The organism is Emcibacter nanhaiensis (genome assembly GCF_006385175.1).
Lineage (GTDB): Bacteria > Pseudomonadota > Alphaproteobacteria > Sphingomonadales > Emcibacteraceae > Emcibacter > Emcibacter nanhaiensis.
The window spans coordinates 15,147-39,579 of sequence record NZ_VFIY01000006.1; the positions used below are offsets into that span (position 1 = coordinate 15,147).

The following is a 24,433-nucleotide window of genomic DNA, read 5'->3' on the forward strand; positions in this document are numbered from 1 at the left end:
TTTCGTTTAGGCCTTGACCAGATAAAACAGGCAGTCGCTCAGCGCGATCCGCGGGCGGGTGGTGACCATGAACAGGCGCAGGTCGCAGGCGGTGCAGAACTCGCCGCCGTCAACGTAGAACAGCTCCCGGACCCGGTTTTTCCCGTCATAATCCTGCACCACAAGGCGCTCGAGAATATCTTCTCCGGCCCAGCCCAGCGCCGTGTCTTTGGCGGTTACCCCGAAGTTGTGATGTTCGATATCCCGGTGCAGGGTGAGGTCCGTTTCCGATGATTTTTCGGTGTCATAGTCCAGTGTGGTGCCGGGCAGGGCCTCCAGTCGCATGGGATGGGCGAATAAATCTACCTCAGGAGCTGCCTGAGCCGCGAAAAGGTCATTCTCGGCCGTAAGGTGCCCGATGGCCTTCATGGCCGTCAGATCGGCCTCCAGGTCCCAGCTGCCGCCCGCCTCAAGAGTAATGATGGGGATGCCGAGCTCCACTTCCATCAGTGCGCCCAGCTTGATGCCGGTGTAGATCAGCCGGCAGGACAAACGGGCAGCCAGGGCGCGATGTTTATCTGTCAGGTGCGAGGTGACTGTGAAATCGGGCCCGGAGCCGGACGTGTTATGGATATCCACCACTGCCTCGGGGGCAAGTGAGCGGATCCGGTTGATCACCTGCTCCGCGACCCGGCCTTCAACCCCGTCGAACGGCGGTTTGAAGCAGCGGTTCATATCGGGCCGGTCCGGCAGGTGCCGGTTGCTGAATTCCGGGGTGGTCAGCGCGGCCTCCACCGAACAGACCAGGAAATGCATGGTCACTTCCGGGATGGTCCCGCTCATCAGCCACTGGTACAGGGTCTTGGTGCCGGAGGGTTCATTGCCGTGCAGCAGGGTGGTGACCACCCGGCAGCGGCTGCAGTCCCGGCCGGTGACATCGATCCAGGTCGGTCCGCCCAGATGATTGAGGAAATCCTTGACGCTGTTGCCCAGCTTATCCGCTGGCGGATCGGTCCATATCTTGATCTGGTTATCCTCTTTGGTCACAGGCTGCAGCTCCATTCACTGACCGGGGCGCCGCTTTCCTGCCGTTCCATATAGGCGCGCAGCATGGCCTGGCAGGCTTGGATGCGGGGCAGGTCCTGCTCATATTTTTCCAGCATCTCCAGCTGCCAGCGGGCGCCGGTCATGCGGCTGTCCAGCCGGTCCCGGATGATTGAGACCATGCGGCCGCTGTCCCTATTGTCAACGCCGATGGCCGCCAGTCCTTCTTCCATCAGCGGCAGGAGCTCGGCAATGACCTCGGTGATCGGTACTTCGCGCGGATGGTGCTGGCCTGGTTCCGGCCACAGGATATGGGCATCGAGGCCGTTCTGCGCGGCCCGATAAAAGTTATACTCGGCAAAACGGAACGGCATCGCCGGCAGAATCTCGTTGATGCGGTCCCGCAGCGCCATGGCGACCCCGATGTAAAAGGCGGCATTGGCGGTCATGTCGATCAGCGACGGTCCGGCGGGCAGGGCGCGCATTTCAATCCGCGTATGTCCCCCGGCGGCGGCGGAATAAACCGCCCGGTTCCACGGCCAGGTGGTGCCCATGTGCAGCGACAGTTCCTCCAGTCCGGGGATACCCCCGGCCTCGAACACGGCGTTGGCATCTTCCTCGAACAACAGCGGAATGATGGGCGGGTAGAGACGTACCGTTTCGGCAAACAATTCCCATAATCCCTCCCGGACCCAGCCATGGCCGAAAGTGACCCGGGCGGGCTGGCGCCAGGCGACGGTGTTGCGCTGGCGGCTGTCGATGGACTGCTTGAACAGGGCGATCCGGGTCTCCTGCCACAGCCGATGTCCCAGGAGCAGCGGCGAATTGGCCGCCAGCGCCACCGCCATGGGGGTGATCATCTGGATCGCATTGAAGGTATCGGCAAAGCGGTGCGGTTCCACCCGCATATGGATCTGGAACGAGGTATTGGCCCCCTCCAGAGTCACGTCATGGGAGCTGAGCTCGATCGGGTCCTGGCCGTTGATGTTGACCTCGAAAGCACCGCCGCGGAGCTTGTGCAGGCTGTCGGACAGGCAGCGGAAGCGCGGAATGTCGGTCATGAACTCCGGCAGCAGGTGTTCCGCCCGAAGCGTCGGCAGGATCCCGACCGGCACCAGGCTGCTGTGGAAGGAAGCGGCGGCATCATTGGCTGTTTGCAGGGCACCGGCCATTTCCCGGTGCAGGGTGTCGAACGGGGTGCCGGCGGCTTTGGTCGGCGTGACATTATATTCCAGGTTGAACTGGTTCAGTTCGAGCTGGAACAGGGACTTATCGAGCCGCTCGAGAAGCTCCTTGTTGATGGGGGAAATTTCGCCGTCTTCTTTGGTGATATACATCTCGAACTCGGCGCCGAGAGTCATGTCGCCGTCGCCGAAGCCGGGTTTATCGAGGATATCCCTGAGCAGCAGCAGCTGGTCGTTGAGGCGGTGGGAGAAGTTGTGGAATTCTTCCTCGCTGAAATCGACCTGGGTAAAATTTTTTCCCATCCGGGTTCCCCTTAATTGTTTTCTTCCCGGCCTGCCGCCTGCTTTTCAGCGCGATGCCCCAGGGCGGGCAGGGAGAAGGAATATGTCACCGCCACCAGTCTTACCAGAAGGGTGACCAGGCAGGATATGACCAGGGTCAATTCCGGCGCCACAGCGGCCTTGGTCAGCAGGTAAAAGCTGCTGCCGCCGAGAATGGCAGGGACTGCATAAAGTTCCTTGCGCAACACCAGCGGGATTTCGTTGCACAGGATGTCGCGGATGGCGCCGCCGGCCGCGGCCGTCATGACGCCCATGGTGACGGCGACAATGGCGCTGGAGCCCGCCAGCATGGCCTTCTGGGTGCCGGTGGCGGTAAACAGCGCCAGGCCGCAGGCATCGGCCCAGATCAGCACTTTCATACGGCTTTCCAGCAATCTGGCCCAGAAGGGGGTGATGACAGCGGCGGCGAGGATGACATAGAGGGCGGAGGGGTTTTCCACCCAGAACACCGGCAGGTCGAGCAGCACATCACGGAGCGTGCCGCCGCCGACGGCGGTGACCGTGGCGATCACCAGCAAACCGAAGGGGTCGAGTTCCTGCCTGAGGGCAGCCAGGGCGCCGGATATGGCAAACACAGCCATGCCGACAAGACCGATCCAGTAAATCATTTCTTCCATTGTTTCGCCCTGTTAGTTTTTCGGACCGATTCTGATATAACCATTCGGTACCAGCATAATTCAGGATGCCTGAATTGTATTCAAAAAATCTGACCGGAAGCCCTATCGCATTGATTCATCTTAGGTTAATACGGGGACAGATAAGAATAAAACCAAGGAAACCCTGTAATGCCCCATCTCGTGATTGAATACGCCAGGGAACTGGAGGAAACGGTCTCGCCCCGGCACCTTATCGACCGGGCACGGTCCGGCACCGTGGACTCAGCCCTGTTTCTTGAAGAGGAAATCAAACTTCGCACGCTGGCCTATGATACCTATCAGGTCGGTCACGGCGAGAACCGTTTTATCAATGTGATGGTATATATCCTTGCGGGTCGCACCAACGAGCAAAAATCACATTTGACAAATGCAATCGCAGAACAGCTTGGCACGCTGGGACTCAGCGCCATTGAACTTACGGTGCAGGTTTACGATATAGAGCGTGAGGCCTACAAAAAGGTATTTCTTTAAAGAGCATCGAAACGACAGAGGTAAGGTAAGATGAAACGATCATGTGTCACTCTTCTGGGCGCCATTCTTATGGGGTTGATGATCACCGGCGCGACCCACGGCGCCGATCGCAAAGTGCCCCAGAGCCAGGCCGAAGTGACTCTGTCCTATTCACCGATTGTGAAAAAGGCGGCGCCGGCCGTGGTCAATATCTATACCAAGCGGGTGATCAAAACCCGCAGCCGCTCTCCTTTCTTCGACGATCCGTTTTTCCAGCGCTTTTTCGGCCAGGGACTGGGCGGCATGCCGCGGGAGCGGATTGAACGTTCCCTCGGCTCCGGCGTAATCGTGCGGGAAAACGGCACCATCGTCACCAACCATCATGTGATTGACGGCGCCGACGAAATCGTTGTCGCCCTGTCGGACCGGCGGGAGTTTTCCGCCGAAGTCATTCTCGATGACGCCCAGACCGACCTGGCGGTGCTGAAGATAGACGGCGTCAAGGGCAGGTTGCCCGTTCTGGAATTCGCTGATTCCGACGAGGTTGAAGTCGGGGACCTGGTCCTGGCCATCGGTAATCCTTTCGGTGTCGGCCAGACCGTGACCAGCGGCATTGTCTCGGCCCTGGCGCGGACCCAGCTGCAGCTTTCCAACTATCAGTCTTATATCCAGACCGATGCCGCGGTGAACCCCGGCAACAGCGGCGGGGCGCTGATCGGCATGGATGGCCGCCTGCTGGGCATCAACTCCGCCATTTTCTCCCGCTCCGGCGGTTCCAACGGTATCGGTTTCGCCATTCCGGCCAATATGGTGCATTTCGTCGTCACCTCGGCCCTGTCCGGCGGCAAGGTGGTGCGGCCCTGGTTCGGCGCCAACGGCCAGGCCGTAACCTCCGAGATCGCCGAAAGCCTGGGCCTTGACCGTCCCGGCGGTGTGCTGGTGGATAATATTTACCCCGACGGCCCGGCCGACAAGGCGGGCATCGAGCAGGGTGATGTGATCCTGAGTGTGGACGGCAAGGAAGTGTTTGATCCACAGGCAATCCGCTATCATATCGGGCTCGAGAGAGTCGGTGGTGAAGTGCCGGTGGAAATCCTGCGCGGGGATGATCGTCGTACCGTCATGATGCCTTTGGCGCCGGCGGTCGAGGACCCGCCGCGGGATATTACCGTGCTGGAAGGCAATCATATCTTCACCGGGCTCAAGGTGGCGAACCTGTCCCCGGCCTATGCGGACGAACTTGGTTTGAGTATGTTCGACAAAGGCGTTATTGTACTGTCAGTGGATCGGGTCAGCCCGGTCCGCAGGCTCGGCGTCGTCCGTCCCGGTGATTTTGTTGAGTCCGTTAACGGCAACAAGGTGGAGACCGTGGATCAGTTGCAGGACCTGCTGAATGATGTGGATCGGGACATGAGTTTTGGTATTCGCCGTCAGGGACGCCTGATCGAGTGTGGCGTACGTGGAAACAGCAGTTATTACTGCCGCTAGGAATGTGAATGAGTGATCTGTTTGATGCTGCCGGCCTGGAAGACCAGGCGCCGCACCCGCTGGCGGACCGCCTGCGGCCGGAAAGCCTAGATGAAGTGGTCGGCCAGGGGCATCTGACGGGAGACGACGGCACCCTCAAGCGGATGCTGAAATCCGGGCGGCTGAGCTCCCTCGTGTTCTGGGGACCGCCGGGTACCGGCAAGACCACCATGGCCCGTCTGCTGGCCCGGGAAACCGACCTTTACTTTGAACAGATCAGCGCCGTCTTTTCCGGCGTGGCCGACCTGCGCAAATGTTTCGAAGCGGCGAAACAGCGCCGCAAGTCGGGGCAGGGCACGTTGCTGTTTGTGGATGAAATCCACCGTTTCAACCGGTCCCAGCAGGATGGTTTCCTGCCTTATGTGGAAGACGGCACCATCATTCTGGTGGGCGCGACCACGGAAAATCCCTCCTTCGAGCTTAATGCCGCGCTCCTGAGCCGGGTGCAGGTGCTGACCCTGAACCGGCTTGATGACGAGGCCATGGAGCAGTTGCTCGGCCGGGCGGAAAAACTGATGGAACAGGAGCTGCCCTTAACGGACGAAGCCCGCAGCCTGCTCTACAGTATGGCCGACGGCGACGGGCGCTATTTGCTCAACCTGGCGGAGATACTGTTTAACCTGGAGTTTGACGAGGAACTGGATTCCTCGGCGCTGATGAAGGTGCTGCAGAAGCGGGCGCCGGTTTACGACAAGGACCGGGAAGGGCACTACAACCTGATCTCGGCACTCCATAAGTCCCTGCGCGGGTCCGATACCGATGCGGCGCTGTACTGGACCTGCCGCATGCTGGACGGGGGCGAGGAGCCGCTTTATATCCTCCGGCGCCTGGTGCGCTTTGCAGTGGAGGATATCGGCCTGGCCGACCCGGAAGCCCTGCACCAGACCCTGGCCGCCAAGGACGCTTATGAATTTCTCGGTTCACCGGAGGGCGATCTGGCGGTGATCCAGGCGGTGATTTACCTCGGCACCGCGCCCAAGTCAAATGCCGCCTATAAGGCGCATGGGGCGGCCAAGCGGGCGGCCAAGGCCACCGGCTCGCTCAACCCGCCGATGCATATCCTCAATGCGCCGACCAACCTGATGAAGGATCTGGGCTATGGTGCGGGCTACGAATATGATCACCATACGGAGCACGGATTTTCCGGTCAGAATTATTTCCCGGACGACATGGAGCGGGAGAAATTCTATTCCCCGACCGAGCGCGGCTTTGAACGGGACATCAAGAAGCGCCTGGACTATTGGGCATCGCTCAGGAAAAAGTTGAATAAATGAAGGGGCTTGCGAGAATATATGTATGTGTTTTCTCGCTGTGCCTATCAGCCCTTATTCCTGGTCTGGCCAACGCGGCGGGAGTATTGTCCGAAAATATTCGCATTTCCAGTCAACTCCTCGGATATGAACTACAGTATCGGGTCTATCGGCCGGAAAGGATTACTGCTGACCTCCGTCTGCCCCTGTTGTTTGTGACAGACGGCCAATGGTACCTGGAATATGGCAATATGAAGCAGGTGCTGGACAGGGAAATTGCCGCCGGCCATATCCGGCCTCTGATAGCTGTTTTTGTCGACAGCAGAAATCCCGATAACCTGTCGGAGAACCGACGGTTGAAGGAATTTTTCTGCAACGTCGATTATGCCGGTTTTTTTGCCCGCGAACTTGTTCCCCGGGTCAGCAAGGACTGGCCGGTGAGTTCCCGGCGCGAAGACCGGGTCATCATGGGACTGTCGTTCGGAGCCGTGAATGCGGCCTGTTTCGGCCTGATGTTGAACAATATATTTGCCGGGGTCGCCATGCAGTCTCCGGCCAACGACCAGCATTTAGACGTGCTGCGCGACCTGTACAAGAAAGAAGATCGCAAGCCGGTCCGGATTTTCCTGAGTTTCGGCACACAAAAGGAAGATAATATCGCCGCCGGCCGCAGGTTCAAGCGTACCCTGGCGGCCAAGGGCTATGACCTGACCTACAGGGAGGTGGACGAAGGCCATAACTGGAAAAACTGGGGGCCGTTGATTGACGACGCCCTTCGGACCTTCTTTGTGCCTCAGGAAGACTGAGAGATATAATCCCGGGTCAAAGGGACGGCATCCGGGTGTTTGGCCAGCTGGATCTGGAACACTACATGACCCATGTTGCGGAAGGCGCATTCCGATCCGGCCAGATAAAATTCCCACATGCGATAAAAACGGTCGTCGTACAGGCCGATGATCTTGTCTTTGTTGGCGATACAGGCTTCACGCCAATGGCGCAACGTTTCCGCATAATGCAGGCGCCAGACCTCGATGTCAGTGATATAGAGGCCGGCCTTTTCGATGCAGGGAGCGATTTCAGACAGGGCCGGAGCATAACCGCCGGGAAAGATATATTTCTTGGTGAAGGGGTCAGTGGCGCCCGGCCCATCCGCCCGGCCGATGGTGTGCAGCAGGGCGACACCGTCGTCTTCGAGCAGGTCATGGACTTTGTCAAAGAAGGTCTGGTACTGCAGCAGGCCCACATGCTCGAACATGCCGACCGAGACAATCCGGTCATATTTTTCTTTTACCAGGCGATAGTCCTGCAGGTGGAAATTGACCCGGTCATTGCTGCCTGCACGCCGGCTGGCATAGGCCAGCTGTTCTTCACTGAGGGTGATGCCCGTGACATCGGCGCCGGACAGTTCATTCATGGTCAGGGCGAGCCCGCCCCAGCCGCATCCGATATCAAGTAGTTTGTGGGAACTTTCCAGTAACAGCTTTTTATATATATGTTTTTTCTTGTTAATTTGTGCCTGTTCGAGGCTGTCGTCAGGATGTTCGAAATAGGCGCAGCTGTACTGCCGGTCCGGGTCCAGGAACAGTTCATAAAGCTCGCTGGAGAGATCGTAATGGTGGGCGACATTCTTCTGCGAGCGGCCGACCGGATTAATCTGGTCGAGGAATCTGGTAAAGCGGTCAAGCGGGCTCTTGCCGGTATGATGCAGCTTGTTGCCCTTGCGCCATTCCATATTTTTGGTGGCGAGATACAGCAGGTCATATATGGTGGAGCCGTCCTCCATGGTCAGCATACCGTCCATATAGGCTTCAGCGGCGCCAATATCCGGCTGGAAGAACAGCCGGCCGGCAACCCGGTTGCTTTGGAATCGAACCGTGACTTCCATATCGTCCGATCCGGCAAAGGAGTATTTCTTGCCGGTAGCGTCAATAACGTGAAGAGTCCCGAACCGGATCAGTTTGTTCAACAGAAGTGAAAGCAAGTACATGTTTTTCGTCCCCAAATGCCTAACTGTCAGTTTCCCGTCTGATTTATTGCCGGTATGATGACAGGAATGAATGGAGCTTTCAAGAGTATGCATGAGGATACCACCTATACTGCCGTGGACTGGACCGGCGCCCGGGGAAAGAGACATAGCGGTATTGCTGTCGCAGAACTTTCTGCCGGAGCTTCAACGCCGCGTGAAGTTAAAGCCGGGGCGGGGCGGTGGTCCAGGCAGGCGGTGGCGGACTGGATTCTGGCGCTGGCGGAGCAGCAGCAGCCGACCCTGATCGGGTTCGATTTTTCCTTCGGGCTTCCCCATGTCGATTGCGGAGATTATTTCCCCGGCCTGGACTACAGCTTCGGAACCGCGGCTGATTTCTGGGATTTTGTGGAAGAGAAAACGGCCGGGGAGCCGGATTTCTATGCCGGACCATTAGTGAAGGAACCCGGACTGGAGCAGTATTTCCATAGGCCCGGATTCCGCGGGGAATGCTATGAAAAGCGACTCCGCCGGTGCGAACAGGAAAACCTGACCCAGGGATTCGGCTGGTCGGAAAGCTGTTTTCACCTGATCGGGCCGAGCCAGGTGGGACTGGCCAGCTTTTCGGGCATGCGCATGCTGCGCTATCTGAAACGGAAAAATCCGGAGGTCGCGATCTGGCCGTGGGACCCGTTCAATCCCCACGGTGTCACGGTGATCGAAATTTATGCCCGGGTCTTTCGCATCATGGGCGGCCAGGGATCGCTGAAAATCCGCGACCGCCAGGCCCTGAACGCCGTCCTGGAGAATCTGGGCAGCGGCCCGGTGGGACGGGAATTGGCCAACAAAGACATCACCGACCATCTGACGGACGCCCTGGTAACGGCTGCCGGCCTGAAGAAGATTGCCGGTGATCCCGGGCTCTGGGCGCCGGAAACGGCGACGCCGGAAGCGTTGAGATATGAAGGCTGGACCTTCGGGATCAGATAGAGCCGGACAGGCAAAATCATTGCGCCGCCCGGGAAAATGTGGCATGTCCTGAGCCGGAATAAGGAGAAAAGTTATGTATGCAGTGCTGGCAGTTGCGGCCGGCGGCGCCCTGGGGGCGACATGCCGTTTCCTGGTGGGCAGGCTGATGATGAATCTGATGGGGCCGGGATTTCCCTGGGCGACCCTGACGGTCAACATTGTCGGCTCGTTCGCGATCGGGCTGATCGTGCACCTGCTTGCAGTTCGCTTCCAGCTTTCCCATATATGGCAGATATTCCTGGTCACCGGCGTGCTGGGCGGTTTTACCACCTTCTCCGCATTTTCCCTGGAACTGGGGAATATGCTGCAGCATGACAATCTGTCGCTGGCGGCCCTTTATGGTATTGGCTCAGTGGTTCTCGGACTTTTCGCTGTGTTTGGCGGAATCTGGATGGCCCGATTGATAGCAGGATAAATGACGATGGCGGGTGTTACCCATCGCAAGGTAAAGACGCAGGAACAGGACTGGCGTCTCGATAAATGGTTCAGGGAGAATTATCCCGGGCTGGCCTATGGCCGCCTGTCCAAATTGCTGCGCACCGGGCAGATCCGGCTCGACGGCAAACGGGCCAAGGCCAACAGCCGTCTCGACGCCGGCATGGAAATCCGCATTCCGCCGGTGGATGATGACGCCACGACGATAAAGGACAAGCCGAAAAAAGAACGTCTCACCATTTCCGATGAAGACGCCCAAATGATGCGCAATATGGTCATCTATCAGGATGACAGCGTCATTGTACTGAACAAGGAACCTGGGCTGGCCGTTCAGGGCGGCAGCAAGATCACCCGCCATGTGGACGGTCTTCTGGATGCCCTGCGCGGCGACAAAAAGGAACGGCCGAAACTGGTGCACCGGCTCGACAAGGATACCAGCGGCGTGCTGGTCATTGCCCGCACGGCGGCGGCGGCGAAAAGCCTGACGGAATCCTTCCGCGACCGCAGCACCAACAAGATATACTGGGCGCTGGTCATGGGCCGGCCCGAACTGATGCAGGGCACCGTCAAGGCGCCGCTGGACAAGGAGCCGGGCACCCAGGGCGAACGGATGATGGTGTCGGACAAGGGCAAGAAGGCGATCACCGATTTTGTGGTGATGGACCATGCTCTCAATGAAGTGAGCTGGATCGCGTTCAAGCCGCTGACCGGCCGCACCCACCAGATCAGGGTGCATGCGACGGTGCTGGGCACCCCCATTGTCGGCGACGGCAAATATGGCGGCAAGGAAGCTTTCCTCGATGGGGCGGTGAGCAAAAAACTGCACCTGCATGCCCGGCACCTGGATATCCGTCACCCGGACGGCGGTACTCTGTCGGTCACGGCCGAGCTGCCGCGCCACATGCGGGAGAGCTGGGATATGTTCGGTTTTGATACGGGAGACGAGAGCGATCCCTTTGCAGACGAGGAATGGTCACCGCTATGAAATCTGCCAAAATGAAACTGATTATATTTGATTGCGACGGCACCCTGGTCGACGGCCAGCATATGATCCTGGACAGTATGCGTCATGCGAGTCTTGCCTGCGGAGTCGATTATCCGGGCGACGAACCGGTGCGCCGCATTGTCGGCCTGACCCTGCTCCGGGCGATCGAGGACGTTTTCCCCGACCTGCATATCGACCAGCATATGTCGCTCAAGGACGCTTTTATCGAGCGGTTCCAGCAACTGCGGGCCGAGGACCATGAAGAACCCCTGTTCGAGGACGTGCGGGAGACCCTGGAACATCTGAATGATGACGGCTATCTTCTGGGGGTGGCGACCGGCAAATCCCGCAGGGGGCTGGTTAATACGCTGAAAAACCACGATCTGGAAAAATATTTTATCACCCTCAATACGGCTGATGACGGGCCGGGCAAACCCCATCCGGCCATGCTGCAGAATGCCATGCGGGACGCGGGCGCCGATCCGGAAGAAACGGTGATGGTGGGCGATACCACCTATGATATCCAGATGGCCAAGGCGGCCAGGGTGCAGTCCATAGGCGTGAGCTGGGGCTATCATCCGGAGAAAGAGTTGGCTCAGGCCGGCGCAGACCATATAATAGACCGGATTCTCCATCTTCCCGCCACGCTCAAGAGGTAAGAGGGGAATCTGCCCGACGGGGCAGAGGGGGATTGTCGGAAGGAGAGACAATGAAACGATTTTACAAGCAGGTTGAAGTCGGCGAACAAGACGGCGGCTACGTCATCCTGTTGGACGGACGGACCGTGAAAACACCGGAACGCCGTCTTGCTCTGATGCCGGGCCAGGATCTGGCCGATACCCTGGCCCAGGAGTGGCGCGACCAGGGTGAGGAGATCATTCCCGCAGAGATGCCCATGAACAAATATCTCTATACTGCCATCGACCGGGTCGCGACCCAGCGGCTGGCCCTGATAGAGGAGCTTGTGAATTATGGTGGTAGCGACCAGGTTTGTTACCGGGCCGAACATCCTGTCGAACTGGTTCAACGCCAGGAGGACATCTGGGGCCCGATTGTGGACTGGATGGGCGAACGCATGGGTATCTTCCTGAAGGTGACCAGCGGCATTGTCCCGGTGGAGCAGGACCCGCAGGAAATGGACAAGCTGAAAAACAAGCTGGCAATCGTCAATGAATTCCAGATGGCGTCGCTGTATAACATGACGACCGTGATGGGCTCGGTTTCCCTTGCCTTAGCCCTGTTCCATGACCGGCTGAAACTTGACCAGGCCTGGGCGGCCTCTCAGCTGGACGAAGAATATCAGATCGAACAGTGGGGCCAGGATGCGGAAGCCGAGCAACGCCGCGCCAACATGCGCGAAGAGCTCGGCAACGCCGCCCGCTTTCTGTCGCTGGTGCGCTAGGTCTCTTTTTCTTCGACCTCACCGCTCCAGGCAAGCACCAGATAGCCGCAGACCGCCGACAGCAGGGAACCGGCAATTACGCCGACCCGCAGTTCGGTGCTCAGGTTCGGGCCGGTCTCGAAGGCCAGCGAGCCGATGAACAGGCTCATGGTGAAGCCGATACCGGTCAGCAGGCTGGCGCCATAGAGTTTCAGCCAGCTTGTCTTGTCCGGCAGGCGGGCCAGCCCTGACTTGATAGCGATCCAGCTCAGACCGAAAACGCCCAGCTGCTTGCCGATGAACAGGCCGGCGGCAATGCCCAGCGAGACCGGATGCAGCAGGATCGCGGGGTCGAGCCCCAGCAGCGGCACCCCGGCATTGGCGAAGGCGAACACCGGCAGGATCAGGTAGGCGACCCAGGGGTGCAGCGCATGTTCGAGGGTTACCAGCGGACTGTTGCCACTTTCATCCTTTTGCCGGATCGGGATCGCCAGGGCAATCACCACACCGGCCAGGGTGGCGTGAATGCCGGATTTCAGCACAAACACCCAGAGGAAGGCGCCGACGATCATATAGGCGGCAATGTGCGTGACCCGCAGCCGGTTGAGGATAAACAGGCCGGCAATGGCGGCCGCCGCCAGCACCAGCGACAGGGTTGACAGGTTGCTGGTGTAGAACAGGGCAATAATGATAATGGCGCCCAGGTCGTCAATGATGGCCAGGGCGGTCAGAAAGATTTTCAGGGTAATAGGCACCCGGTTGCCCAGCAGGCCGAGCAGGCCCAGGGCGAAGGCGATATCAGTGGCGGCGGGAATAGCCCAGCCATTCAGGCCCGCGGCAAAGTCTTTGTTAATCCAGGCGTAGATCAGGGACGGCACCGCCATGCCGCCGAGGGCGGCGATGGCCGGCAGCGACAGCTGGCTCATGCTGGACAGGTTGCCGTCGACAATCTCCCGCTTGATTTCCAGCCCCACCAACATGAAGAAAATTGCCATCAGGCCGTCGTTGATCCACAGCAATAGCGGTTTTTCAATGCCAAGTTCGCCAATGCTCACCGCCAGGGGAATTTCCAGCAACTGATCATAATAGGGCGCAAGCGGACTATTGTCGGCCAGAATGGCCAGCGCAGCGGCAACAATCAACAAGATTCCTGCCGCGGATTCCAGCTTGAAAAAGCTTTTTACAATATCAGCGGCAGTATAATAGATGGGCACTTCTGTCTCCTTGTCAGTTTCGGGCTGCGATGATTGTTTATATGCACGGCACACCTGGAAATTAAAGGCTGGATTGGAACGGCTGCAATCCACTGTTCTCGTATATACGACTCCGCCGGGGCTTTAGACCTGTGAACCACGCTATTTTATGCTAAGTTAGGCTAATTTGCCGAGCCCGATGAAAAAAATACTTGCAAAAATCAGCGGTCCGACATAATCAATGTTACTCACGAGTAGAAAAACAGATAAGTATAAAGTTTAACGCTCTACGATAACTGGATAAAATCGCATTGACATAGCGAGGTGATCATGCAGGAAATCCTTGAAGAACTTGAACGCAGGCGGGCCCAGGCGCGGGCCGGGGGCGGTGAACGCCGGGTGGAAGCGCAACATGCCAAGGGCAAACTTACCGCCCGCGAGCGTATCGAGCTACTGGTCGACCCTGACAGCTTCGAGGAATATGACATGTTTATGGAACACCGCTGCGTCGATTTCGGCATGGACCAGCAAAAGGTGGCCGGCGACGGCGTGGTGATCGGCTCCGGCACCATCAACGGCCGCCTGGTTTATGTGTTCAGCCAGGATTTCACGGTGTTTGGCGGCTCATTGTCCGAAGCGCATGCGGAGAAAATGTGCAAGGTCATGGATATGGCCATGACCAACGGGGCACCGGTGATCGGCCTCAATGACTCCGGCGGCGCCCGCATCCAGGAAGGAGTTGCCGCGCTGGCCGGTTATGCGGACGTATTCCAGAAAAACATCATGGCCTCCGGCGTGGTGCCGCAGATTTCCCTGATCATGGGGCCCTGTGCCGGCGGGGCGGTCTACAGCCCGGCCATGACCGACTTTATTTTCATGGTCAAGGACAGCTCCTATATGTTCGTGACCGGCCCGGATGTGGTGAAGACCGTGACCAACGAAGTGGTGACCCAGGAAGAGCTGGGCGGCGCCATCACCCACACCAGCAAATCCAGTGTGGCCGACCTTGCCCTGGAAAACGATCTGGAAGCCATCAAGCAGACCCGGCGCTTCTTTGATTTCCTGCCGCTCAACAGCAAGGAAAAACCGCCGGTGCGTCCCAGCTATGATGATCCCGACCGGATCGAAATGTCCCTGGATACCCTGGTCCCGGCCAATCCCAATAAACCCTACGACATGCACGAGCTGATCCGTAAAGTGGCCGATGAAGGCGACTTTTTCGAGATCCAGCCGGCCTTTGCCAAGAATATCATTACCGGGTTTGGCCGCATCGATGGTCAGACGGTGGGTTTTGTCGCCAACCAGCCGATGGTGCTGGCCGGTTGCCTGGACATTGATGCCAGCCGCAAGGCCGCCCGTTTTGTCCGCTTCTGCGACTGTTTCAACATCCCGATCATCACTTTTGTCGATGTGCCCGGCTTCCTGCCCGGCACCAAACAGGAATATGGCGGGATCATCAAGCATGGCGCCAAGCTGCTGTTTGCCTACGGCGAAGCCACGGTGCCGAAAATCACCGTCATTACCCGCAAAGCCTATGGCGGCGCCTATGACGTGATGGCGTCCAAGCACCTGCGCGGCGATCTGAACTATGCCTGGCCAACGGCCGAGATCGCGGTGATGGGCGCCAAGGGAGCGGTGGAGATCATTTTCCGCGGCGAGCCCGACAAGATCGAGGAAAAGACCAAGGAATATACCGACAAGTTCGCCAACCCCTTTGTGGCGGCCGGGCGCGGCTATATTGACGATGTGGTTCTGCCCCATTCCACAAGACGGCGCGTAGCCCGCGGACTGAAGCTGCTGAAAAACAAGCAGCTCAGCAATCCGTATAAAAAACACGACAATATTCCGCTGTAGGGTTCGGGAGGAAGTAGGAAATGTTTTCAAAGATTCTGATTGCCAACCGCGGTGAAATTGCCTGCCGTGTGATCAAAACCGCCCGCAGGATGGGGATCAAAACCGTGGCGGTCTATTCCGACGCCGATGCCGATGCGCTGCATGTGCTGATGGCGGACGAGAAGGTCCATATCGGTCCGCCGCCGGCTGCGGAAAGTTACCTGATTGCCGACCGCATCATCGACGCCTGCAAGCAAACCGGCGCCGAAGCCGTCCACCCGGGCTATGGCTTCCTGTCCGAGAATGCCGACTTCTGTAACCGGCTCAAGGCAGAAGGCATTGCCTTTATCGGCCCGGGCGTCAAGGCCATCGGCGCCATGGGCGACAAGATTGAATCCAAGAAACTGGCGGCCGAAGCGGGCGTGAATACGGTGCCCGGCTATATGGGCGTGATCAAGGATGCGGACGAGGCGGTGAAAATCGCCGGCGAGATCGGCTATCCGGTGATGATCAAGGCCTCCGCCGGCGGCGGAGGCAAGGGCATGCGGGTGGCGTATAATGACGAGGAAGCCCGGGAAGGCTTTATCTCCGCCACCAACGAAGCCAAATCCAGCTTTGCCGATGACCGGGTGTTCGTGGAAAAATTCATCGAGGAGCCGCGCCACATCGAAATCCAGGTGCTGGGTGACAGCCACGGCAATGTCATTTACCTGGGCGAGCGCGAATGCTCGATCCAGCGCCGTCACCAGAAGGTGATCGAGGAAGCGCCGAGCCCGTTCCTGGACGAAGAAACCCGCAAGGCCATGGGCGAGCAGGCGGTGGCCCTGTCCCATACGGTGGATTACCAGTCCGCAGGCACGGTGGAGTTTATTGTCGATAAGGACCGTAATTTCTATTTCCTGGAAATGAACACCCGCCTGCAGGTGGAGCATCCGGTGACCGAAATGATCACCGGCATCGACTTGGTGGAGCAGATGCTGCGGGTGGCGGCCGGGGAGAAACTGGCCATCACCCAGGACGATGTGAAACTGACCGGCTGGGCCATGGAAAGCCGGATCTATGCCGAAGACCCGCTGCGCGGGTTCCTGCCGTCGATCGGCCGGGTGGCCTATTATGTGCCGCCGGAAGAGACGGATTTCGTCCGGGTGGATACCGGCATTTACGAGGGCGCCGAGATCAGCATGTTCTATGATCCCATGATCGCCAAGCTGGTGACTTACGGCGCCAACCGGGATGATGCGATCCAGCATATGCGCAAGGCCCTGGATGATTATTATATCCGCGGGGTCGGGCACAATATCGCCTTTCTCAGCGACGTAATGAATGCCAAGCGCTTCCAGGAAGGGCACCTGACCACCAATTATATCGCCGAGGAATATCCCGACGGCTTCGAGGGCGGGACCCTGACCGATGAAGCCCGGCTCAATATGGTGGCGGTGGCGATGGTGATCCATGCCATGGAATTCAACCGGGCCCGGAATATTTCCGGGCGCATCGTCGATAATTCTCCGGCCTTTGGGTCCCATTGGGTTGTCGCGGTCGGCAAGCGGGACCATGTCGCCAGTTTCTTTGCCACCGAAGACGGCTGCATGGTCAGTGTCGACGGGGAAAACCTGGTGGTGATCAGCAAATGGGTGCCGGGGCAGAAAGTCTTTGCCGCCGATGTGAACGGCCACGATATCAGTGTCGAAGTGGACTATCTGGATGACGGCTACCGGCTGACCCACGACGGCGCCAGCGAAAAAGTGACCATCTATACCGAGCGGGAAGCGGAGCTGGCGACCATGATGCCGGAAAAACTGCCGCCGGATACCTCGCGGCTGCTGCTGTGCCCGATGCCGGGCCTGGTGGTGTCCGTTAACGTGGAAGTGGGCGATGAGGTCAAGGCCGGCCAGATCCTGGCGGTGGTGGAAGCCATGAAAATGGAAAATAACCTGCGTGCTGAGCGGGACGGGGTGGTGCTCAATGTACCGGCCAAGGCCGGCGCCAGCCTGGCGGTGGACGATGTGATTATCGAATTTGAATAAGACCCCGGTTCAGTCCGGACATAAAAAAGGCGGCCGAAGGCCGCCTTTTGTTGTTGATATCCTTTGAGGCTCAGGCCTTGCGCCGCCGGGCCAGGAACAGGCCGCCGAGCGCCAGGGCCAGCAGACCGCCAAGGGCCGGCTCACTGACGTCCTGATCCCGCAGGAAAGTATTGACGACCAAATCCTCGATGGCAAAACTTTCATCAGTGCCGCCCTGCCAGCCGGCGCCATTGGCATAGAATTCAATTGTTACACTGGAGGCCGTATGGGCAATGCCGTTGAACGCCAGGGCATAGGCGGAATCGGTATAGCTGTTAAAGCCGAGGTTGCTGCCCCAGGTAAGCTGATTGGCGGTACTGGCTGACTGGTCGCCGGTGTCAAAATTGTCATAGGTCTCGCTGTAAATATTGCTGCCGTCCACATCGACATTGAAAATGTCGGGAGCAACACTGGTAAAACTGCCGTCCCAGGAATCAATCACCGCCAGCAGGAAATTCATGCTGAGATAATCATGAACAGGTAAACCGGAAAGAGAGACCGTGATTAAATTATCGGTCCGCATGAAGGTGCCGCTAAAGGTCGAGATGCCGGCATAGCCCTGCACGCCTTCGGCCAGGTTGCCTACCGGGCCGCCGGTAGCAACACTACACCCGCCATAGCAGGTATCGATGCCATCATCCCAGGAAAATACGACTGTCGCACTGGCCATTTGCGCGCTGAAAACAAACGGCAGCAGGCCGATCATGAAGCCAAGAATCTTTTTCATTTGAACCCTCCACACTACAGAAAGAAAAACACAATATTCTAATATGCAAAATTCGGGCCGTTTATCGGTTACCTAATTATATCAAATGGTTAGGCAGGATATTGGTTTGGTGAGGTGAGGAAAAATGTAAAGAATTCCGACAGTTTCCGGGTGCAATTTTACAGTAGAGCTTTTTCAAATTTAGGAGTAAAAATGCTCTTCTGACGAGTTGTTTTTCTGATTTTTTGAGTAGGAACCTGAACATGCTTGAACCGGGTCATATTGCAAGACGGCTGATCATTCACGGCCGGGTCCAGGGAGTCTGGTACCGGGCCTGGACGGTGGAGAATGCGAGCGAACTGGGCCTCGACGGCTGGGTGCGGAACCGGGCCGACGGCACGGTGGAGGCCCTGTTGGTGGGCTCGGAAATGAATGTGCGGGAGATGATCAAACGCTGTTTTCGCGGACCGGACCGGGCCCGGGTCAAAGAGATCGAGGAGTTCCCCGCCAAGGGCATCACCGCCAGCGGTTTCACCCAGAAACCGACCGTCAATCCGGAGGAGCGGCGGGACTGATCACCCTTCGAAAATCTCTTCCCATTTGCGTTTCAGCGCGGCATCCACATCGTCCATTGTGACCGGCAGGCCCAAGTCCACCAGCGAAGTGACGCCATGCTCGGAAATGCCGCAGGGGACGATGCCACTGAAATGCTCGAGCTCCGGCTCCACATTGATGGAAATGCCGTGAAAGGTGACCCAGTTCCTGACCCGGACGCCGATGGCGGCGATCTTGTCTTCCCGGGCGAGGGCGCTGCCGGAAGCGTCGCGGCAAACCCAGACCCCGACCCGGCCTTCGCGCCGCTCGCCGGTGACGTTGAATTCGGCCAAGGTATCGATCATCCATTGCTCCAGGTTGGTGACAAACCGCCGCAGGTCGCGGCCGCGTTTGCGCAGGTCCAGCATGACATAGGCGATGCGCTGCCCCGGCCCGTGGTAGGTATACTGGCCGCCGCGGCCCGCGTCATAAACCGGAAAACGGTCGGGATCGATCAGGTCGCCGGGATCGGCCGAGGTGCCGGCGGTATAAAGGGGAGGGTGCTGCAGCAGCCACACCAGTTCCCGCGCTTTGCCCTCGTAGATTTCCCGCACCCGCCGTTCCATGCGCGCCAGCGCCACGTCATAGGGCACCAGTTCGTCGGTGATTTCCCACTCGATGTCATTGGTAATATCACTGGCTGCGTCAGGGGTTTCTGCGGTCATGCTCATGCCGGGTCTTTTTTGTTAACGGAAAAATAACTATGCTGCGACATGCTTTAATGTCATTATGTTCCTATATCTTGCGAACGGCAAAAAGTGAAGGATTAAGCGTATAAATGTCACAGGCCATTGAAGACGTCGAAGTGGAACTCAGTCTGGTGCTCGGCCAGACCCTGATGCCGATCCGTACCCTCCTGAAACTGGGACGCGGCGCGGTCATCGATCTCGACGGCGACCAGGACCAGCCGGTCAAGCTTTATGCCAACGGGGAATTGATCGCCCGTGGCGAGATCGTCGTCTCCGGCGAGAATATTGCCGTCAATATCACCGAAAGCGTGAAAAGCTACCAGATCTAGACCGTTTTCCCCTTCAGGGCCCGGGCGAGGCAGCCTGTTTTTATATATTAAACACAAAAATATTGTATATAATAAAAAAATACATAAAAACTTGAAAGTTTGATATATAGGTTCTACATATAGCGAAATCTCATGTGGAATTGGGTGCCCCGACCGGGGCGGTTAGGATGTGGTGATGGATGCCGTCGCAATGGATAAGGAAGTATCACAGGACCAGGCGTTTGCGCGCCTGCAGCGCCTGTATGGCGATCTGGAAAACAGCCTGGAGCTTCTGGACGCCATGATCAACCGGGAGTTCAGGGACCGCATTGCCCTGGTCTCTTCCTTCGGCGCCGAGTCCGTTGTGCTGCTGGACCTGGTGGCGCAGGTTAATCCCGCCACGCCGGTGATTTTCCTCAACACGAAGAAGCTGTTTGGTGAAACCCTCAAATACCGCGATACCCTGGTGGAACAACTCGGTCTGACCAATCTGGTCACCATCGAACCGGATGAGGAAGAGGTCAGGGCGGAAGACCATAACGGTCTGTTGTGGACCCGGGATACAGACGCCTGTTGTGATTTGCGCAAGGTGCGTCCGCTGGCCCGGGCCATGAACCAGTTTGACGCCTGGATTACCGGGCGCAAGCGGTTCCAGTCGTCGACCCGGTCGTCCATTCCGCTTGTCGAACTGGACGGCTCCAAGGTCAAGGTCAACCCGCTGGCCTACTGGAGCCAGGAAGAAGTGGACAAGCGGATCGGGGAGCTCGGCCTGCCGGCTCACCCGCTGGTGGCCCAGGGATTTCCCTCCATCGGCTGTATGCCCTGTACCCACCGGGTGGAAGCGGGCCAGGACCGTCGCGCCGGCCGCTGGGCCGGGCAGGACAAGACCGAATGCGGCATCCACATCGGCGCCAATATCTAGGCGAATTATCCTTTACGGGCAAAAGGCGCAAAATATTGCATTTTCCTGTTGCGTCTTGGCCCGCTGTTTGCTACTTCACAGCAACCAGTTTCAGTGTGCGGCCGTGGCGGAATTGGTAGACGCGCAGCGTTGAGGTCGCTGTGGGAGTTAATCCCGTGGAAGTTCGAGTCTTCTCGGCCGCACCAATATTCCTAAAATTTCCCGAATATTCCTATAATTTCCGGTCGTTTTTCATCACAGAAAAGATGCATTTCTCTAGGCTTGTTTTGATTGCAGAATTGAACTGGAAATTTAAGGGCGACTTGCCGGTGACCAGACATGGTCTCCACGAGTACTTCTTTTTACGCCGTCGGGACGCCGTGCGCTTTCCCTGACGATTAATTCACCTTCAACAAACTCCGGGGTATCGTTGCCGGGACGCCCTTCAATGGAGTCAACAAGGTAGGTAATGATCCTGTTGATCATATTGTCGATTGGCTGGGCATAGGTGGTGAGCCCGAATGCAGGCCAGCCCGCAATCTGGACATTATCAAAACCGACAATGGATAGGTCTTTTCCGATCTCGCGGCCGAATTCCTGCCGCGCGGTCTGCAGGGCGGCAAGCGCCATATGATCGTTTGCACAGAATATGGCGTCTATCTCTTTCGAACCTGAGAGAAGCTTTCGGGTGGCCTTGGCAGCACCGTCAAAACTGTAATAGCCGCATTCAATTTGCGGCGGCGTGAATCCAGCAGACACAATCTTGTCGCTGAACGCCTTGCAGCGTTCCACACTGGTTGAACTGTCGTCCATGCCGGAAATGACTGCGAAGAAGCGATGTTCTCCGGCGATCAGGAACTCTGCAATCATCTCTGCCCCTGCCTTATTTGATGCGGCGAGGCCTTTGACCCGCCCCAGGGGATCTACGCTGTTGAACATGACGGTGGGAATGTTGGCGTTCCGGCAGCCTACCGCAACATCGGCCGACAGGCTGCTGGAGGCGAAAACAATGCCGTCAAGGCTGTAACTCAGAATCTCGTTCAGCATGGGATCGAGAGTCTTTTCCCCGTGTGTCAGGAACAGAACAATCCGGTATCCCAGGGCCGCGAAGCGATCAGAGAGTTTCTGAATGACTTCCGGGTAAAACTGGTTGTCCAGATAGGTGACAGCAATGCCGATGAGGTTTGATTTGTTGGTGGTCAGGGATCTGGCTATCGGGTGAGGGCGGTAATTAAGCTGTTCTGCTGCTTCAAGGATGCGGGAACGTGCTTCAAAGGAGACGACCCCGCCATTAAAGACACGGGAGACCGTTGATTTGGAGGCTTTGGCCAGCCTGGCAACATCTGATCCTGTTGGGCGCTTCATCTCTTAATCTCATTCATCGTCGGCATTCTGAAAAAATATACCATGTTCCATTATTCTGGCGCAGTAACCTATGCTTGTATTTAATTGGTATATTCTCCTTCTGTCTCAATAGTATAGCGACGGCCCTGCGGCATTTATACTTATTTTATGGATAACAGCTATTGCAACTATAGTTTTGACCTTGGCCCTTTCATAGTGTCACCATATCTGCTGCAAACTTGGTTGTGGGAGACCAATTTTTTAAAAAACTGGGAGGTACGTATGAAGAAAAATCATTTATTATTCTCTTTAGTGGGAGCGGTCCCAATGCTCTGCGCCAGCCTGTCTTATGCGCAGGAAGAGTTGGAAAGCGAAGATGCGCTGACAATCGACGAGATTGTCGTGACTGCGCAGAAGCGGGCACAGAGCGCCCAGTCCACCCCCATCTCCATGGGAGTGGTCACCGGGGACGAAATCGCAACAAGGGTGCAGAATTCTCTTGATGATGTATTGAGTAATGTTCCGGGCGTGGAAGTCCAGGGCCTGGCCCAGGGCGCGCAGGTCTATATTCGTGGTGTCGGGTCTTCGGTTGATCCGGGATTTGCCGATCCGGCAGTGGCCCTGATGACCGACGGCGTGTACAATGGTCGGACCGAGTCTGTCAACGCTACCGCTTATGATATCGACCGTGTGGAAGTCCTGCGCGGTCCGCAAGGTACGATTTACGGACGAAATGCCTCCGGCGGTTCCGTCAACGTTATTACCCGCAGTCCGATTTTGGGCTCTACCAGCGGCTATGTAAAAGGCCAGGTTGGAAATTATGACGCCTGGCGCGGCGAAGCTGCGCTAAACTTGCCTGTTGGTGAAAAGACGGCAGTACGCTTCGCCGGTTTCCGGGAGAAGCGCGACGGCTATGTCGACGACGGTTCTTATGACGAGGACAGCTGGGGCGTGAGAGGCAAGCTTTATGCCGAGCCAACCGACTGGCTCACCATTCTGGCGAAAGTCGATGTGTTCCGGCAAAAGGGCTATGGCGCCAATACAGTGCCGGTAGAGGGCTCCGCCGGTAACCTGACGTTCCCGCCGCCGTATTTCTTTGCCAACTTCCTGGACGTTGTCGCAGGGCTTGCGCCGCCTGAATTCCGGTTCCCGGACGGATGGCAAAAAGCGGATCCGAACAGCGACCTGTCCAACAACCCGGAACATGTCCCGGGATATATCAAGCGAGAATCCGAGACCTACAGTATCCAGTTCGACGCAAAAGTCGGTCCGGGCGTGTTGACGGTGTTGCCGTCCTATACCCGCAACCGGAACCTGCTGGTCAGTAGTTTCCTGTTTGGGTCCATCCTGCCTGTTGCCGGTCCGACCTATACGATCAATGATAATTACGGAGAACAGGATGCGGTGAGCAAATACACCTCTATCGAGGTGCGATATGCGTCGGACAGTGAGGGACCGCTGGATTATCTGCTTGGGTTTTATTATCTGAATTCTGATAGCGGTGCGCCGCTGGATCCTGTTGTGGCAACCACGACCGGCGGTCAGACCTTGTCGACGACCAATACGTATCAGCCTGGTTCAACCCTCGCGGGATTTGCCCAATTGACCTATTCCGTGACCGACGAATTCCGGGTGACGGGCGGGCTTCGTCTGAGCCGGGATAAGACCAAGCAGGACTATTCCTATGAACTGGAAGGTGTTGCCGGCGCTGATGCAACATACAGAAATACCTCCGACAGCACCCAGTATAAGATCGGGCTGGAATATGATGTTGCGGAAGACGCCATGGTTTATGCCCATGTCGCCACCGGCTTTAAACAGGGGGGAATATCCGTAACCTTCCCGCCGACAAGCTTTGAGCCGGAACATCTGACCTCATACGAAGCCGGGATCAAGAGCCGCTTTATGGACGGACGCGTCCAGTTGAATGCCGCGGCGTTCCGATATGACTATGATAATTATCAGTTCTCCTCATTCCAGACCCTTCAGATCGGTGATTTTGATGCCACGTCCGACTTCCCGGTGGTTCAGAATGCGGACTCCACTCATATCAACGGGGCTGAGGTGCAACTGGACGCCGTGCCTTGGGAGGGCGGTTTGATCAAGGTGGCGGTGACCTACCTCGATGCCGAATATGGTACGGCCATTATCCCGAACAGCCCCTTCTTCAATCAGGGCGACTTTGATCTGGCCGGCAGGCAGATTCAGAACTCTCCCGAATGGGCGGCGGACATTGGCTTTGAGCAGAGTTTCTCGCTGGCGTCAGGAACGGTTACTGTTGGTGTGAACAGCCATCTGACCAAGGGCTATTACACCACGCCGGAACAATATGCAGCGGGAGCCTGGCAGCCGGGCTTCACCAAGACTGACGCCCATGTCAGCTATCACGATGATACAGCCGGCTGGAACGTGAGTGTTGCGGTGAGGAATATCGAAGATGAAATCCAGACAACCTATGTGTTCCCGGCCTATCGCCGCTTTATCTCGGCACCGCGCACCTTCACGGTAAGTGCGGGCTATGAGTTCTAGGTTTCACTACTCCCAAACCTTGGCAATCCGAGTAAATTTGTCGCC

General features: G+C 57.4%; 23 protein-coding genes and 1 tRNA gene. 16 read left to right on the top strand and 8 right to left on the bottom strand.

Features of this window, described 5'->3' with window-relative positions:
* Nucleotides 1-6: 6 nt before the first annotated feature.
* The 3 genes from FIV46_RS07665 to FIV46_RS07675 are packed head-to-tail and all read right to left on the bottom strand — an operon-like array spanning nucleotide 7 to nucleotide 3,166.
* A complete protein-coding gene (locus tag FIV46_RS07665) occupies nucleotides 7-1,026 on the bottom strand; it encodes a M14 family metallopeptidase (protein ID WP_219845989.1) in 1,020 nt (339 codons plus the stop codon).
* The gene (locus FIV46_RS07670; RefSeq protein ID WP_139940136.1) at nucleotides 1,023-2,510 is read right to left on the bottom strand and encodes a glutamate-cysteine ligase family protein; all 1,488 of its coding nucleotides are present in this window, start codon (nucleotides 2,508-2,510) and stop codon (nucleotides 1,023-1,025) included. Before FIV46_RS07670 ends, FIV46_RS07665 begins: the two co-directional genes overlap by 4 nt.
* A gap of 11 nt (nucleotides 2,511-2,521) precedes the next feature.
* Nucleotides 2,522-3,166, bottom strand: coding sequence for a trimeric intracellular cation channel family protein (locus FIV46_RS07675; RefSeq protein WP_139940138.1), 645 nt, complete (start codon nucleotides 3,164-3,166; stop codon nucleotides 2,522-2,524).
* A gap of 168 nt (nucleotides 3,167-3,334) precedes the next feature.
* On the opposite strand from FIV46_RS07675, the gene FIV46_RS07680 reads away from it, so the two are divergent.
* The 4 genes from FIV46_RS07680 (at nucleotide 3,335) to FIV46_RS07695 (ending at nucleotide 7,238) form a co-directional block, all read left to right on the top strand.
* Nucleotides 3,335-3,676, top strand: coding sequence for a 5-carboxymethyl-2-hydroxymuconate Delta-isomerase (locus FIV46_RS07680; RefSeq protein WP_139940140.1), 342 nt, complete (start codon nucleotides 3,335-3,337; stop codon nucleotides 3,674-3,676).
* Nucleotides 3,677-3,706: 30 nt separating this feature from the next.
* Nucleotides 3,707-5,143 carry a DegQ family serine endoprotease gene (locus FIV46_RS07685; RefSeq protein WP_139940142.1) on the top strand — a complete coding sequence of 479 codons (1,437 nt, stop codon included), beginning with the start codon at nucleotides 3,707-3,709 and terminating at the stop codon, nucleotides 5,141-5,143.
* Between the two features lie 8 nt (nucleotides 5,144-5,151).
* Nucleotides 5,152-6,456: a replication-associated recombination protein A gene (locus FIV46_RS07690; RefSeq protein ID WP_139940144.1), complete on the top strand. Its 1,305-nt coding sequence runs from the start codon at nucleotides 5,152-5,154 to the stop codon at nucleotides 6,454-6,456.
* An 83-nt stretch (nucleotides 6,457-6,539) separates the two neighbouring features.
* Entirely contained in the window at nucleotides 6,540-7,238 is a 699-nt protein-coding gene (locus FIV46_RS07695; RefSeq protein WP_181163108.1) for an alpha/beta hydrolase, read from the top strand.
* Here FIV46_RS07695 and FIV46_RS07700 read toward each other — a convergent pair.
* Nucleotides 7,226-8,419, bottom strand: coding sequence for an SAM-dependent methyltransferase (locus FIV46_RS07700; protein WP_139940147.1), 1,194 nt, complete (start codon nucleotides 8,417-8,419; stop codon nucleotides 7,226-7,228). The two genes, FIV46_RS07695 and FIV46_RS07700, sit on opposite strands and share 13 nt — an antisense overlap.
* Before the next feature lie 87 nt (nucleotides 8,420-8,506).
* On the opposite strand from FIV46_RS07700, the gene FIV46_RS07705 reads away from it, so the two are divergent.
* The 5 genes from FIV46_RS07705 (at nucleotide 8,507) to FIV46_RS07725 (ending at nucleotide 12,246) form a co-directional block, all read left to right on the top strand.
* On the top strand, nucleotides 8,507-9,385 hold the full coding sequence (locus tag FIV46_RS07705; RefSeq protein WP_139940149.1) for a hypothetical protein: 879 nt from the start codon (nucleotides 8,507-8,509) through the stop codon (nucleotides 9,383-9,385).
* Nucleotides 9,386-9,458: 73 nt separating this feature from the next.
* The gene (gene crcB / locus FIV46_RS07710; RefSeq protein ID WP_139940151.1) at nucleotides 9,459-9,839 is read left to right on the top strand and encodes a fluoride efflux transporter CrcB; all 381 of its coding nucleotides are present in this window, start codon (nucleotides 9,459-9,461) and stop codon (nucleotides 9,837-9,839) included.
* Nucleotides 9,840-9,845: 6 nt separating this feature from the next.
* On the top strand, nucleotides 9,846-10,844 hold the full coding sequence (locus FIV46_RS07715) for an RluA family pseudouridine synthase (RefSeq protein ID WP_139940153.1): 999 nt from the start codon (nucleotides 9,846-9,848) through the stop codon (nucleotides 10,842-10,844).
* Nucleotides 10,841-11,503: an HAD-IA family hydrolase gene (locus FIV46_RS07720; protein ID WP_181163109.1), complete on the top strand. Its 663-nt coding sequence runs from the start codon at nucleotides 10,841-10,843 to the stop codon at nucleotides 11,501-11,503. The genes FIV46_RS07715 and FIV46_RS07720 overlap by 4 nt, the downstream gene beginning before the upstream one ends.
* Nucleotides 11,504-11,553: 50 nt before the next feature.
* Nucleotides 11,554-12,246 carry an ATP12 family chaperone protein gene (locus tag FIV46_RS07725; protein WP_139940157.1) on the top strand — a complete coding sequence of 231 codons (693 nt, stop codon included), beginning with the start codon at nucleotides 11,554-11,556 and terminating at the stop codon, nucleotides 12,244-12,246.
* Here the strand turns inward: FIV46_RS07725 and nhaA are convergent.
* A complete protein-coding gene (nhaA, locus tag FIV46_RS07730) occupies nucleotides 12,243-13,433 on the bottom strand; it encodes a Na+/H+ antiporter NhaA (RefSeq protein ID WP_219846029.1) in 1,191 nt (396 codons plus the stop codon). The genes FIV46_RS07725 and nhaA overlap by 4 nt on opposite strands.
* Nucleotides 13,434-13,748: 315 nt before the next feature.
* Here nhaA and FIV46_RS07735 point away from each other — a divergent pair, with 315 nt between their 5' ends.
* Together FIV46_RS07735 and FIV46_RS07740 are read left to right on the top strand one after the other, a co-directional pair.
* On the top strand, nucleotides 13,749-15,272 hold the full coding sequence (locus FIV46_RS07735) for an acyl-CoA carboxylase subunit beta (RefSeq protein ID WP_139940159.1): 1,524 nt from the start codon (nucleotides 13,749-13,751) through the stop codon (nucleotides 15,270-15,272).
* 20 nt (nucleotides 15,273-15,292) lie between these two features.
* Nucleotides 15,293-17,278 (top strand): acetyl-CoA carboxylase biotin carboxylase subunit, encoded by a 1,986-nt coding sequence (locus FIV46_RS07740; RefSeq protein WP_139940161.1) that lies wholly within the window; start codon nucleotides 15,293-15,295, stop codon nucleotides 17,276-17,278.
* A gap of 70 nt (nucleotides 17,279-17,348) precedes the next feature.
* Here FIV46_RS07740 and FIV46_RS07745 read toward each other — a convergent pair whose 3' ends face one another.
* The gene (locus FIV46_RS07745; RefSeq protein ID WP_139940163.1) at nucleotides 17,349-18,044 is read right to left on the bottom strand and encodes an LPXTG cell wall anchor domain-containing protein; all 696 of its coding nucleotides are present in this window, start codon (nucleotides 18,042-18,044) and stop codon (nucleotides 17,349-17,351) included.
* Nucleotides 18,045-18,286: 242 nt separating this feature from the next.
* Here FIV46_RS07745 and FIV46_RS07750 point away from each other — a divergent pair, with 242 nt between their 5' ends.
* Nucleotides 18,287-18,598 carry an acylphosphatase gene (locus FIV46_RS07750; RefSeq protein WP_139940165.1) on the top strand — a complete coding sequence of 104 codons (312 nt, stop codon included), beginning with the start codon at nucleotides 18,287-18,289 and terminating at the stop codon, nucleotides 18,596-18,598.
* On the opposite strand, the gene lipB is transcribed toward FIV46_RS07750, so the two are convergent.
* Nucleotides 18,599-19,282 carry a lipoyl(octanoyl) transferase LipB gene (gene lipB, locus FIV46_RS07755; protein WP_139940491.1) on the bottom strand — a complete coding sequence of 228 codons (684 nt, stop codon included), beginning with the start codon at nucleotides 19,280-19,282 and terminating at the stop codon, nucleotides 18,599-18,601.
* 113 nt (nucleotides 19,283-19,395) lie between these two features.
* On the opposite strand from lipB, the gene FIV46_RS07760 reads away from it, so the two are divergent.
* From FIV46_RS07760 to FIV46_RS07770, 3 genes are all read left to right on the top strand, one after another.
* Nucleotides 19,396-19,635: a FliM/FliN family flagellar motor switch protein gene (locus FIV46_RS07760; RefSeq protein ID WP_139940167.1), complete on the top strand. Its 240-nt coding sequence runs from the start codon at nucleotides 19,396-19,398 to the stop codon at nucleotides 19,633-19,635.
* Between the two features lie 175 nt (nucleotides 19,636-19,810).
* Complete coding sequence (locus FIV46_RS07765; RefSeq protein WP_219845993.1) at nucleotides 19,811-20,536, top strand: phosphoadenylyl-sulfate reductase; 726 nt, start codon at nucleotides 19,811-19,813, stop codon at nucleotides 20,534-20,536.
* Between the two features lie 97 nt (nucleotides 20,537-20,633).
* Nucleotides 20,634-20,721: transfer RNA gene (locus FIV46_RS07770), tRNA-Leu, on the top strand.
* Nucleotides 20,722-20,827: 106 nt separating this feature from the next.
* Here the strand turns inward: FIV46_RS07770 and FIV46_RS07775 are convergent.
* Nucleotides 20,828-21,880 (bottom strand): LacI family DNA-binding transcriptional regulator, encoded by a 1,053-nt coding sequence (locus FIV46_RS07775; RefSeq protein WP_139940169.1) that lies wholly within the window; start codon nucleotides 21,878-21,880, stop codon nucleotides 20,828-20,830.
* 306 nt (nucleotides 21,881-22,186) lie between these two features.
* On the opposite strand from FIV46_RS07775, the gene FIV46_RS07780 reads away from it, so the two are divergent.
* Nucleotides 22,187-24,388 carry a TonB-dependent receptor gene (locus FIV46_RS07780; RefSeq protein WP_181163110.1) on the top strand — a complete coding sequence of 734 codons (2,202 nt, stop codon included), beginning with the start codon at nucleotides 22,187-22,189 and terminating at the stop codon, nucleotides 24,386-24,388.
* The last annotated feature ends 45 nt before the right edge of the window (nucleotides 24,389-24,433 follow it).